Below are 11,689 nucleotides of genomic sequence, written 5' to 3'. Positions count from 1 at the left end.
CAGGGAGGATTTCATGAAGCTTGTCACGTTCAAGCGCTGTGCCGGCATGGTCGTCGGCGCTGCCCTGGCGCTGGGCGCCACTCAGGGCGCAAAGGCGCAGGAATTCATCAACGTCCTGACGGGCGGCACGTCCGGCGTCTATTATCCGCTCGGTGTCGCGCTCTCCGAAATCTACGGCGAGAACATGGACGGCGTCCGTGTTCAGGTTCAGTCGACCAAGGCTTCGGTCGAGAACCTCAACCTTCTCCACCAGCATCGCGGCGAGATCGCCTTCGCGCTCGGCGATTCCGTCGCGCTCGCCTATCAGGGCGATGCGGAAGCGGGCTTCCCGGAGCCCCTCACCGATCTGCGTGCGATCGGCTCGGTCTATCCGAACTTCATCCAGATCGTCGCCTCGGCCGATTCCGGCGTGAAGACGCTCGCCGATCTCAAGGGCAAGCGGGTCTCGGTCGGCGCGCCGAAGTCCGGCACCGAGCTGAATGCCCGTGCGATCCTCGCTGCGGCCGGCATGAGCTATGACGACTTCGCCGAAGTCGAGTACCTGCCTTACGCAGAGTCGGCCGAACTCATCAAGAACCGCCAGCTCGACGCCACGCTCCAGTCCTCCGGTCTCGGCGTCGCCTTCATCAAGGATCTGGCCGCGTCCCTGCCGATCTCGATCGTCGAGATCCCGAACGACGTCGCCGCGAAGCTGCCGGCTCCATACCAGACGGCTGAAATTCCGGCAGGCACCTATGACGGCCAGGATGCGACGGTCGCCACCGTCTCGATCCCGAACCTCCTCGTCACTCACGACGAAGTCGGCGACGAGGAAGCCTACGAGATGACGAAGCAGCTCTTCACCCATCTCGACGTGATGGTGGCCGCCCATAACGCTGCCAAGGCGATCGACGTCAAGACGGCCAGCAAGGACCTGCCGATCCCGCTGCATCCGGGCGCCGAGCGCTACTACAAGGAAGCGGGCGCTCAGTAATGCGATAAAGGATGGAGAGGGCTCGAGCCCTCTCCATCGCCTGTTTTGAGGACGGGCAGGCGGGCGCCAGCCGCTCGCGGCGCTTAGGCACCTGGATATCCGACACCGCGAAGCGAGCGGACGGATTTTGCGATGAAGCGGGCTTCTGGCCGCCCGGATCGGGTCGCACCCGACGCAAGGGCCAATCAACGACAATCGGGAGGAGAAGAAGCGAGGATGCAAGACACGTCCATTTCGAAAGCCGTGGAGCCGACGGCCAAGCCGGCGGACTTCCACGATCCGCTCGCCGGCGGGTTCGGCGTCACGCGGGAGGGTCGCTTCCTGTTCTGGGTGGCCGTCGCCTTCTCCACGTTCCAGATCGTCACGGCACTGCATCTCGTCGCGTTGCCCAGCATCATCGTCCGCGCGACCCATGTGGGCTTCCTGATCGCACTGGCCTTCCCGCTGATCGCCATGAGCCGCAATGCCGGGCCGGTCATGAAGGCCCTCGCCTATCTCATCGCAGCCGCCGGTTTCTCGGTCGCGATCTATCAATATGTCGAATACACGCCCCTCATCCTTCGCGCCGGCGATCCGAATAGCGTCGATCTCGTCTTCGGCGTCATCGCGCTCGCAACGCTCTTTATCGCCGCCTGGGTGGTTATGGGCCCGGCCCTGCCGATTATCTGCGGCATCTTCCTCGCCTATTGCCTGTTCGGCGAATATCTGCCCTCGCCGCTCAATCATCGCGGCTACGACTCCGAGCAGGTCATCGACCATATGGCCTACGGCACCGAGGGCATCTACGGCATCCCGACCCTTGTTTCGTCGACCTACATCTTCCTCTTCATCCTGTTCGGCTCGTTTCTCGAGCGTGCCGGCATGATCAAGCTCTTCACCGACGTCTCGATCGGCCTCGTCGGCCATACCCAGGGCGGTGCCGCGAAGGTCGCCGTCATCTCGTCGGGTCTCATGGGAACGATCTCCGGCTCGGGCGTCGCCAACGTGGTGACCACCGGCCAGTTCACGATCCCGCTGATGAAACGCTTCGGCTATCGCCCGGCCTTTGCCGGCGGCGTCGAGGCGACCGCTTCGATGGGCGCGCAGATCATGCCGCCGGTCATGGGTGCCGTGGCCTTCATCATGGCCGAGACCCTGAACGTGCCTTATATCGAGATCGTCAAGGCGGCGATCATTCCCGCGACGCTCTACTTCGTCTCCGCTTTCTGGATGGTCCATCTGGAAGCCGGCAAGCGCGGGCTGACGGGTCTTCCGAAAGACGAGCTGCCGAGCGTCGTGACGGCTTTGAAGAACCAGTGGTTCCTTCTCCTGCCACTCGCAGCACTGATCGCTCTTCTCTTCAGCGGGTATACGCCGCTCTACGCAGGCTCCATCGGCCTCGTGCTGACGGCGATGCTCATCCTCGGCGGATCGATCGCCCTCAACCTGCCGTCCCAGGTCATCCGGATCGTGTTCTGGGTCGTCCTGGGGCTCGTCGCCGGCGGTGTGCTCGAATTCGGCAACCCGGTGGCCGTCGGTGCCATCGTCGGCCTCGTCTTCCTCAACGTGTTCTTCCGGCACGGTCGGGACACGCTGCGCCTGTCGGTCGAAAGCCTCGCGGACGGTGCGAAGACGGCCCTGCCGGTCGGTATCGCATGCGCCATCGTCGGCATCATCGTCGGCACCATGACCCTCACGGGCATGGCCAACACCTTCGGCCAGTTCATCGTCTCGGTCGGCGAATCGAACCTCTTCCTGTCGCTGGTCCTGACGATGATCACCTGCCTCCTTCTCGGCATGGGGATCCCGACGGTTCCGAACTACATCATCACCTCCTCGATCGCCGGCCCGGCGCTTCTGGAACTCGGCGTGCCGCTGGTCGTCAGCCACATGTTCGTGTTCTACTTCGGCATCCTCGCCGATCTGACCCCGCCGGTCGCCCTGGCCTGCTTCGCGGCAGCGCCGATCGCGAAGGAAAGCGGGCTGAAGATCTCGCTGACGGCGGTCAAGATCGCCGCCGCCGGTTTCGTCATCCCCTTCATGGCCGTCTATACGCCGGCGCTGATGCTGCAGGACGGCGGCCCGCTCGCCATGGAGATCGGCTACATCCCGGCGGTCGTCTACATCGTCCTGAAATGCGTCCTCGCGATCGCGCTCTGGGGTGCCACCGTCATCGGCTACCTGCATCGCCCCCTCTCCCTCGTGGAAAGAGCGATCGGGATGGCTGCCGCCTTCCTCCTGATCGCGGCGCTGCCGATGACGGACGCTCTCGGCTTCGCGGTCGTCGCGTTCTTCGGTTTCGTCGTCTTCTTCCGGAAGGGCGCGGCCGCCTCGGTCTCGCGCGACGACGGTTCGCGGCAGGTCCAGTGACCATCTGCATCGTCCAGGCGGCGCTCATCGCCTCACTCGCCGCACCGGGGTTCTCCCTTTCCTGGACGCACTCCGTCGAGAAGACCACCTGGACGGAGGAATGGCGCATCGAGGGAGATCGCCTGAAGGCGGTCTCCGCATCGGTCGAGGGTTCGGGGGCAGGCATCGACGTTCCGGACGGGGCGAAGATGACGCCAAAGGGCTGGATCTACCAGCCCTCCCTTCCCCCCTTGCCCGAACTCGTCCTCGGGTCGTCGGGCGCGACGGGCAGCGGCTGGCGGCTCTGCACCTCCGAGACGTGCCTGGATATCGGCGAAGACGAGGGCCAGCCGGTCCAGATCTTCGTTTCGGGTGACGGTCGATCCTGCGAGGAGCAGGCCGCCGGCCGCAACCGGTAAGGAGCAGCGGCCCGGTGTCGGTCGAGGCATGGTGATACGTGCCGAGGCCTGTCCGAGGCTCGGCGTTCTCGCGCGAAACGCACTGTGAGAACGCGGCTACAGGCTCGCCTGCGGGCGGACCTTTTGAACACACGATAACCCGTCCGCTGCCATCGACAGCGGACGGGTCTTTTGCTTGGCGCGATCGGCTTACTGATGCCTCGCGGCGATCAGCGAGCGTCGTGGCCGCGCGGACCGTGCTGCCTGTGCGAGCCGTTCTTGTGCCCACCATGTCCGCGGCGCATTTCCGAGCGCTCGAGCTTTCCGTCTCCGTTCCGATCGAGGAAGGCGAAGCGCTTGGCCTGGCGGTCTTCGACCTCCGCCAGCGTCACCGTACCATCGCCATTGGCGTCGAGGCGCTTCGTCATGCGCTGCGCACGCCGCTCGACCATCTGCTTAAGGACCATGTCCTCCAGCTCCGCCGTGGACAGTTCGCCGTTGCCGTCGGCATCGGCGGCCTTCAGGCGATCGAGCTGGCGAGCCCCGAAATCCTCCTGAGCGACGGTCCGGTCACGCCCCTTGCGCATGTCGTCACGGGGCGCCGCCTCTGCGTTCTGCATCGTCTGGGCAGCAGGCGATGTCGCGTCGCTCTGCGCATGAGCAATGCCGGCGGCACCAGCCGAGAGGATGACCGCGGACAGGGCGATACGCTGAATGATCTTCATGTTCGTCTCCATTTGACATGTATGTCCGAACCCGGCGCTTGGCGCGGGACTGGGGGACCTGTGGAAAAGGGAAGAGGACAGTTCGGAACGCCGCCTCAGCGGGCTCTCATGATTCCGGCGATACGGCCGGACGCGTCGTTGATCAGGAGATACTGACTGCCGACGCGGACCCAGTGGTGGCCCCGGCCGGGCGCACGCAAACCGAGGCGCTTGTGGTTGCCGATCCTGTTGTTCCGATAGCGATTGTCCAGGCGCTGGCCTTTCGCCCAGTGCTTGGGCGCGGCATGGCGGGAACGGGCATCGGCGAGAACCAGATTGCCGCCGAACGTTTCGGCTCTTGGCGACGGGCTCGTCATGGTGCCGCTCCCGGGCTGAGCTTGGGCAAGGCCCGCGCTGGATGCCAGGAGCAAGGCGGTGGCGATAAGGACGGACTTGTTCATGGGCGTCTCCTGAAGGTGCAGGTGTTGCACGCCCCGGTTATCGCGCCCACGCCGTGAACCGAAAATGAATGTCTACCTTACGATTTGGACAGGCGTTTCAAGGCTTGAGGACGCTGCACGATCGCCGGGAAAGCGGATCCACGTCATCGAGATGCCGGCGACGCGTGAGCGAAGATCGAACGTCGCGCCTCGGTCCGGATCGAGTCCTTCGAGCGTGAATCGGGATCGATCTCCGCACAGGCAAATCGATCAGATCGATCGGTTTGGCCACTGCTTCTTAATCGAGCCCTAACAGGTGGTGGGTTAGCAAGGATCGCGAATGTTTCGTGTCGCAGTCGAATTCGACTGCGCCTGCGACCTCGGACAGGACTTGCTGCCTCACCATGATGACGGTCATCGGTTGCATCTTGACGCAACACAATCTCTGGCTCGTTCTCATGGCTGCCGTCATCTGCGGCTCCGGATCCTGGGCGATGGTGCGCCTGTTCCTGCGTGCCGCAGCCGCCGACTCGCTGGAACGATTGGCGTGGGTGGTCCTCTCGGCTTTCGTGACCGGCGCTTCGATCTGGTGCACGCATTTCGTTGCGATGCTCGGCTACGATCCCGGTCTTCCGATCGGCTTCGATCCGGTGCTGACGATCATTTCCCTGCTTGTGGCCATGGTGGGCTCCGGGGTCGGCATCCTCATCGCCACGCTCAAGCAGCCGAACGCACCGGCGATCGGAGGCGCGGTCGTCGGGCTCTCCATCGTAGTCATGCACTATACGGGGATGATCGCCTATCGCGTCCAGGGCATCGTGAGCTGGGACGAGTCGTTCCTGGCCGCCTCCATCTTCGTCGCCTGTGCTCTTTCCGCCGCGAGCTTCCATGCGGCCTTGCGTGGCGGGCACGAGCGGATCGGTCCCCATCTGGCGACCTCTCTCTTCTTTCTCGCCATCGTCGGTCTTCACTTCACCGGCATGACCGCGTTTCGCGTATCGCCGATGCGGATCGACGGCTCCTATTCCGATCCCGAGGCCCTGAGCGCCCTCGCCTTCGCGATCGCCTGTGTTAGCCTGTTCATTATCGGAGCGGGGTTTGCGAGCAGCTTCATCGATACGAAGGCGCGCGCGACCGCGTCCGACGCGCTCGCCAACATGTCGAACGGACTGACGATGCTCTCTCCCAGCGGCATAGTCACGCTCGTCAACGAGCGCGTTCATGCCCTGTTTCACCTGGAGAAGGACGAGCTCACGATCGGCATGACGCTTCAGAGCTATCTCGCAGTCATCGGCCGGAAACTCGGATGGAATAGCGAGCGCATCGAGCGTGTTTTCGACAATCATCTCCTCTGGATGCGCTCGTCCTCGCCGACCCGGGTCGAACACTGCCTGGACGACGGCACCATTCTCGCGGTCACCTGCCAGCCCGTCGCCCGGGGAGGCGCGATCCTGACCTATGAGGACGTGACGGAAGCCCGCAACGGGCAGAAGACGATCGTCCATATGGCGTTTCACGATGCGCTGACCGGCCTGAAAAACCGCAGGATGTTCGCCCAGTCGATGGAGGAACTGCTGGCGCAGGGCCGGGTCTCGATGCTGATGATCGACCTCGATCACTTCAAGAGCGTCAACGACCGCTTGGGCCATGCCGTGGGCGACGAGCTTCTGAAGCAGGTCACGGCCCGCATTACGTTTCTTCTCCAGTCGACGGAACAGGCGTTCCGGCTTGGCGGGGACGAACTGGCGGTGCTCACATCGGCGCCGCGCGAGCGAGCGATCGCGCTGGCGGGCGACATCACCGCGTCCATCGCCATCCCGTTCGAGATCAATTCGCACGTCTTGGCGACCGGGTGCAGCATCGGGATCGCCACGGCCGAACCGAGCGACGATATGTCGATCGTCCAGCAGAAGGCGGATCTCGCCCTTTATGCCGCCAAGAAGGGAGGCAGGAACCGGTTCGAGGTCTACCGCGACGGGATGCTGGAGGAAGAAGCCAAGAAGCGTTTCCTCGAACAGGATCTGTCCGAAGCTCTCGCCGCCGATCAGCTCGAACTCTGGTACCAGCCTCTCTACAGCCTGCCGGACCGGACGCTGACCGGCTTCGAGGCGCTTCTACGATGGCGCCACCCGCGCCGCGGCATGGTCTCACCGGCCGAGTTCATCCCCGTCGCGGAAAGTTGCGGGCTGATCACCTCGATCGGTGCCTGGGTGATCGATGCCGCATGCCGGCAGGCCGCTGCCTGGCCGGAGCACATCTACATGTCGATCAACGTCTCGGCGGTCCAGTTGCGTTCGGCAGCGCTCGTCTCGCAGCTCGCGCAGACCCTCGCGAAATACAGCCTGTCCCCGAAGCGGATCGAGATCGAGATCACGGAGACGGCGATGGTGGAGAACAGCGCGCAGATCGCCCTGACGCTCACGAGTCTGCGCGCCCTCGGCGTGCGGATCGCGATGGACGATTTCGGTACGGGTTATTCGTCCCTTGCCCATCTGCGGGAGTTCAAGATCGATCGCATCAAAATCGACCGAAGCTTCATTGCCGCATCGCAGAGCGATCCGGGTGCCGCCGCCATCGTGCGGGCCGTTGTCTCAATGGCGCGCGAGCTTCAAATCGATACGACGGCAGAGGGCGTCGAACAGGAGAGCCAGCTTCAGAGCCTTCTGGAGTTCGGCTGCGGCACGGCACAGGGTTATCTGCTCGGCCGCCCGCTGGATCGCGAGGCCGCCGATTCCGTCGCGCGCGGGCTGATCCGTTCGGCGGCGCGGCTCAAGGTGGTCTGACTTCCGCGGTCCCCGCAGGCGAGCCGCCTTCGCCCTCCGGTGCGAGATCCCGAATGCTTCAGGTCGCGGACGACCAGACGAGGGGCGGAAACTCTTCGCGGAAGGCGAAGCGCTGCAGGTGGCTCTCAAGCACCTGCTCGACGCCGCGGCGTTCCTCCTCGCTGTCGGCATCGGCGAAGAGCGCCAGACCCTCGGGGACGATCTCGGCCCGGCCCGTGCCGGCGGCGAACGGAAACACCGCCTCGGTTTCGGTTTCCCGGACCGCGATCTTGTGGCTGAAATGCTTGGCGAGCGCCGCCCGGTAGCGGGCCGCCTGCTCGGTGCGAAAGATCGTCGTGGACGCCGTCATGAGACTCTCCCTTCGGACACGCTTCTCCCAGCGAGAGCAAGACCAGGATTAAAACATGATCTTGTTAGCCATGTTTGACGGATGTCGCAATCGGTCTCGAGAGCGACAGGACGCGCCGTTTCTCGCCACCATTCCCGCTACCGCATTCGAGGCATTCTAGACTATCGGCATGCTTGCAACGGTTCGGGTGAGTGGTCGTAAGATCGCCAGACATAACTTGACTCTTACAGTCCTGTTATCGGAGGTAGCCGCAAGGTCCAGACACCAAGCGACCGACCCAGCCGGAGTTCCGAACATGAATAGCCCCCGCCTCACCTGCCGAAACCGGCGGACCCCGATCGGCACCCTGCTGGTCACGGTGTCCTGCCTGACGCTCACGCCTTCTGGCGCATGGGCACAGGATGGGGCTGGAGAGGTCATCGATCTGTCCCAGTTCGAATCGGGCACGACGGACGAGGCCCCGGCGAGCGCGGGCGGCACGCCCTCCCCGACCGTCGCGGCTGGTCCTCGAACGACGCTCGCGGCCGCTGCAGAGCCTTCCGTCGTCGCCCCATCGGTTCCCGGTTCCGTCGCGCTCGATCAGGTGGTCGTCACCGCCTCGGGCTTCGAGCAGAATGTCGCCGATGCTCCGGCCTCGATCTCGGTCATTCCTCGCGAGCAGCTCGAAACCGGCCGGTTCCGCGACCTCACCGATGCGCTGCGCAGCGTCCAGGGTGTCGCCGTCACCGGCCCCGCGAACGAAGAGGACATCTATATCCGCGGCCTGCCGGGAGCCTACACCCTCATCCTCGTAGATGGGGTGCGCCAGAACACGCGGGAGGCTCGCCCGAACGGTGCATCCGGCTACGAGCAGGACTTCATTCCGCCCCTCGAGGCCATCGAGCGGATCGAGGTTCTGCGCGGTCCGGCCTCCACCCTCTACGGCTCCGAAGCCGTCGGCGGCGTCATCAACATCATCACCCGCAAGGTGCCCGAGCGGTTGACCGGGTCCGTGACCCTCGAAGGCACGGCGCAGGAACACGACCGTTACGGTCATTCCGGCCAGGCCCGGTTCTACGCCGGAACACCGCTCGTCTCCGACGTCCTCGGCCTCCAGGTCTATGGCCGCGGGTTCAAGCGCGAGGAGGACCGGTTCTACGAAGGCATCGGCGGGGAGGAGGAAGGCGACATCACCAGCCGCCTCGTCTGGACGCCGAACGATATCCATTCCGTTCTTCTGGAAGGCGGCGTCACCTCGGTCGAAACGGAAAGGACCGTCGGCCGGACCGTCGTCCCCGATCCGCGAAGCTCCGACCAGCGCCGCACATACGAGCGCGAGCACGGCAAGCTCGCCTATGAGGGCCAGTACGAATGGGGGTCGGCCACCGCTTCGGTCCAGCATGAGGTGGGACGCCGCAAGATCGAGAGCGCAGACCGCCTCGGCCGTTACATCGCCGATCTGCGCGAACCGGAGATCGCCAATACGACGGTCGACGCCAAAGTGGTCACGCCCTTCGAGTTCTTCGGCACCCAGACATTGTCGACCGGTGGCCAGTATATCGCCGCGGACCTCGAGGATCAGAATCCGGGCCGGCGAACAGGACAGACCGAACGCTTCTCGGTCGACCAGTTCTCGCTGTTTGCCGAGAACGAGTGGCAGATGACGGAGACCTTCGCGCTCACCGGCGGTCTGCGCTACAACCACCACGAGGTCTACGACGACAACTGGTCACCGCGCCTCTACGGCGTCTGGCAGCCACTCGACAACTGGACGTTCAAGGGCGGTGTGTCGACTGGCTACAAGGCCCCGGAGATCCGCCAGATCGCGGAGGGCTATGCCTATACGACCGGCGGTGGCGGCTGCTTCTACGGCCCGGCGAGCGCGCTTCCGTCTCGCAGCAGCCCATGCGGCGTGATCCTCGCCAACCAGGATCTCGACCCGGAAACCTCCGTGAACTACGAGGTCTCCGCCCTCTATGACAGCTATGCCGGAGTGCGCTTCGGGGCGACGGCGTTCTGGACCGAGTTCGAAGACAAGATCCAGTCCGATCGCGTCTTCGACGAGAACGGCAACTTCGCCCGGTGGGCCGAGGATCCGAACTACACCCTCTTCAGCTTCTACAATGTGGACGAGGCCCGGATTCGGGGTGTCGAACTGACGGCTGGATGGGACCCGATCGACAGCGTCAGCCTCCTCGCCAACTACACCTATACCGATTCCGAGCAGAAGACCGGCGACTATGCCGGCTTCGCGCTCGCCCGGACGCCCGAGCACCAAGCCAATATTCGGGCCGACTGGTTCACCCCCGTCGCCGGGCTCTCGGTCTACGCCGCCGGCTTCTATTACGGCGAAGAAACGAATGCCGGCTTGCGGATCGGATCGGCAGGTGAGCCCGTCTTCCGCGATGGCGACATCGTCGCCCGGAAGTATCCCGATTATTTTACCGCCGATCTGGGCACCACCTACGAGATCTCCCAGAACGTGACGGTGAACGCGGCCGTCTACAATCTCTTCGACAAGGAGATCGAGCCGGACAACTACGCCAAGGTCGTCGAAGGCCGCAGGTTCTGGGCGAGCATCAAGGCTTCGTTCTGACATCCGAAGCGTTGCGTGACTTACCGCGAGCCGGGGCTGCTTCCTCCAACGACGATGCCCCGGATCGTCCGCTCGCCTTACGAACCCACTCCCAAAATTCTTGACAATTATCATCAAGTTCCATCATGCGGTCCACAGCAAGTCGGCCGTCAGATTTCACAGGACCTGCCCATGCCAACGATCTTCCGCCGCCGCACTATTTTTAGTTCGGCACTCTCGCTCGCCCTCTCGGCGACGATCCTGTCCTGGACCGGAATTCTTCCGACTCTCGCCCAGGATGGCTCGACCATCACCGTCGCCACCGATCAGGGGGAGAAGAGCGTTCCCGCAAACCCGGAGACGATCGCCGTCTACGATCTCGCGGCCATCGACACGCTCGACGCCCTCGGCGTCGAGATCGACGGCGTTCCGACGGCGGTCTATCCGAACTATCTCGAAAAGTTCGCCGGCGCGGACTACGCCAAGGTGGGCACCCTGTTCGAGCCCGATTTCGAGGCCGTGAATGCCCTCCAGCCGGATCTCGTCGTCGTCGGCGGGCGTTCGCGCACCCAGAGCGAAGCCCTGTCGCAGATCGCACCGACCATCGACATGTCGGTCGACAACGAAGACTTCCTGCAGAACGCTTTCGACCGAGCCCACGCTCTCGGCAGCATCTTCGACAAGGCGGACGAGGCCGATGCGAAGATCGCCGCACTCAAATCGTCGATCGAAGACCTGAAGGCGAAAGCCGCAGGCGCCGGCAAAGGGCTGATTCTCCTCACGACAGGAAACCGGGTCAGCGCCTTCGGACCTGGGTCACGCTTCGGCGTCCTCCACTCCGGCTACGGTATCGAACCGGCCGATACGGGTCTCGACACCGGCAATCATGGCGAGGCCGTCTCCTTCGAGTATATCGCCAAGATCGATCCCGACTGGATCTTCGTCATCGACCGGGACGCAGCCATCGGGCGCGGCTCGGCCGCTTCTCTTCTCGACAACGAACTCGTGCACGGCACCAAAGCATGGCGCAACGACCGGGTCGTCTATCTCGACCCCGCGCTCTGGTATCTCGCCGCCTCGGGTCTCCAGTCCATGCAGGCGAGCGTCGATCAGATCAGCGAAGCGCTGTCGAAGAACGGCTCTTAAGTCGGGCTCGTTCG

9 protein-coding genes are annotated in these 11,689 nt (G+C 64.1%); 6 read left to right on the top strand and 3 right to left on the bottom strand.

The features are described from left to right. Positions 1–13 precede the first annotated feature (13 nt). The 3 genes from DYI37_RS01330 to DYI37_RS01320 all read left to right on the top strand — a co-directional run bounded on the left by DYI37_RS01330 (position 14) and on the right by DYI37_RS01320 (position 3,720). Positions 14–973, top strand: coding sequence for a TAXI family TRAP transporter solute-binding subunit (locus tag DYI37_RS01330; protein WP_116681389.1), 960 nt, complete (start codon positions 14–16; stop codon positions 971–973). Positions 974–1,189: 216 nt separating this feature from the next. Further along, entirely contained in the window at positions 1,190–3,322 is a 2,133-nt protein-coding gene (locus DYI37_RS01325) for a TRAP transporter permease (protein WP_116681388.1), read from the top strand. Next, positions 3,319–3,720, top strand: coding sequence for a DUF1850 domain-containing protein (locus tag DYI37_RS01320; protein ID WP_116681387.1), 402 nt, complete (start codon positions 3,319–3,321; stop codon positions 3,718–3,720). The genes DYI37_RS01325 and DYI37_RS01320 overlap by 4 nt, the downstream gene beginning before the upstream one ends. A 209-nt stretch (positions 3,721–3,929) precedes the next feature. On the opposite strand, the gene DYI37_RS01315 is transcribed toward DYI37_RS01320, so the two are convergent. Further along, positions 3,930–4,424, bottom strand: coding sequence for an EF-hand domain-containing protein (locus tag DYI37_RS01315; RefSeq protein WP_245413721.1), 495 nt, complete (start codon positions 4,422–4,424; stop codon positions 3,930–3,932). Between the two features lie 95 nt (positions 4,425–4,519). Further along, the gene (locus DYI37_RS01310; RefSeq protein WP_116681386.1) at positions 4,520–4,864 is read right to left on the bottom strand and encodes an RcnB family protein; all 345 of its coding nucleotides are present in this window, start codon (positions 4,862–4,864) and stop codon (positions 4,520–4,522) included. 407 nt (positions 4,865–5,271) lie between these two features. Between DYI37_RS01310 and DYI37_RS01305 the strand changes: the two genes are divergently transcribed. Beyond that, on the top strand, positions 5,272–7,626 hold the full coding sequence (locus tag DYI37_RS01305; protein WP_158555052.1) for a bifunctional diguanylate cyclase/phosphodiesterase: 2,355 nt from the start codon (positions 5,272–5,274) through the stop codon (positions 7,624–7,626). Between the two features lie 58 nt (positions 7,627–7,684). On the opposite strand, the gene DYI37_RS01300 is transcribed toward DYI37_RS01305, so the two are convergent. After that, positions 7,685–7,975, bottom strand: a complete 291-nt coding sequence (locus DYI37_RS01300) for a DUF2218 domain-containing protein (RefSeq protein WP_116681384.1) — start codon at positions 7,973–7,975, stop codon at positions 7,685–7,687. A gap of 295 nt (positions 7,976–8,270) precedes the next feature. On the opposite strand from DYI37_RS01300, the gene DYI37_RS01295 reads away from it, so the two are divergent. Next, positions 8,271–10,550: a TonB-dependent receptor domain-containing protein gene (locus DYI37_RS01295; RefSeq protein ID WP_116681383.1), complete on the top strand. Its 2,280-nt coding sequence runs from the start codon at positions 8,271–8,273 to the stop codon at positions 10,548–10,550. Positions 10,551–10,721: 171 nt separating this feature from the next. Beyond that, positions 10,722–11,675, top strand: a complete 954-nt coding sequence (locus tag DYI37_RS01290; RefSeq protein WP_116681382.1) for a siderophore ABC transporter substrate-binding protein — start codon at positions 10,722–10,724, stop codon at positions 11,673–11,675. Positions 11,676–11,689 lie beyond the last annotated feature (14 nt).

Origin of the sequence: Fulvimarina endophytica (assembly GCF_003403015.1) — a bacterium.
Taxonomy (GTDB): domain Bacteria; phylum Pseudomonadota; class Alphaproteobacteria; order Rhizobiales; family Rhizobiaceae; genus Fulvimarina; species Fulvimarina endophytica.
Note: the sequence above shows the minus strand (reverse complement) of the source record. Positions and strands in the feature narration are given on the sequence as shown.

Excerpts from the sequence above, each read along its gene's own strand:
- DYI37_RS01330 (WP_116681389.1), top strand. The coding sequence starts at position 14 with ATGAAGCTTGTCACGTTCAAGCGCTGTGCCGGCATGGTCGTCGGCGCT.
- DYI37_RS01325 (WP_116681388.1), top strand. The coding sequence starts at position 1,190 with ATGCAAGACACGTCCATTTCGAAAGCCGTGGAGCCGACGGCCAAGCCG.
- DYI37_RS01315 (WP_245413721.1), bottom strand. The coding sequence starts at position 4,424 with ATGAAGATCATTCAGCGTATCGCCCTGTCCGCGGTCATCCTCTCGGCT.
- DYI37_RS01310 (WP_116681386.1), bottom strand. The coding sequence starts at position 4,864 with ATGAACAAGTCCGTCCTTATCGCCACCGCCTTGCTCCTGGCATCCAGC.
- DYI37_RS01300 (WP_116681384.1), bottom strand. The coding sequence starts at position 7,975 with ATGACGGCGTCCACGACGATCTTTCGCACCGAGCAGGCGGCCCGCTAC.
- DYI37_RS01295 (WP_116681383.1), top strand. The coding sequence starts at position 8,271 with ATGAATAGCCCCCGCCTCACCTGCCGAAACCGGCGGACCCCGATCGGC.
- DYI37_RS01290 (WP_116681382.1), top strand. The coding sequence starts at position 10,722 with ATGCCAACGATCTTCCGCCGCCGCACTATTTTTAGTTCGGCACTCTCG.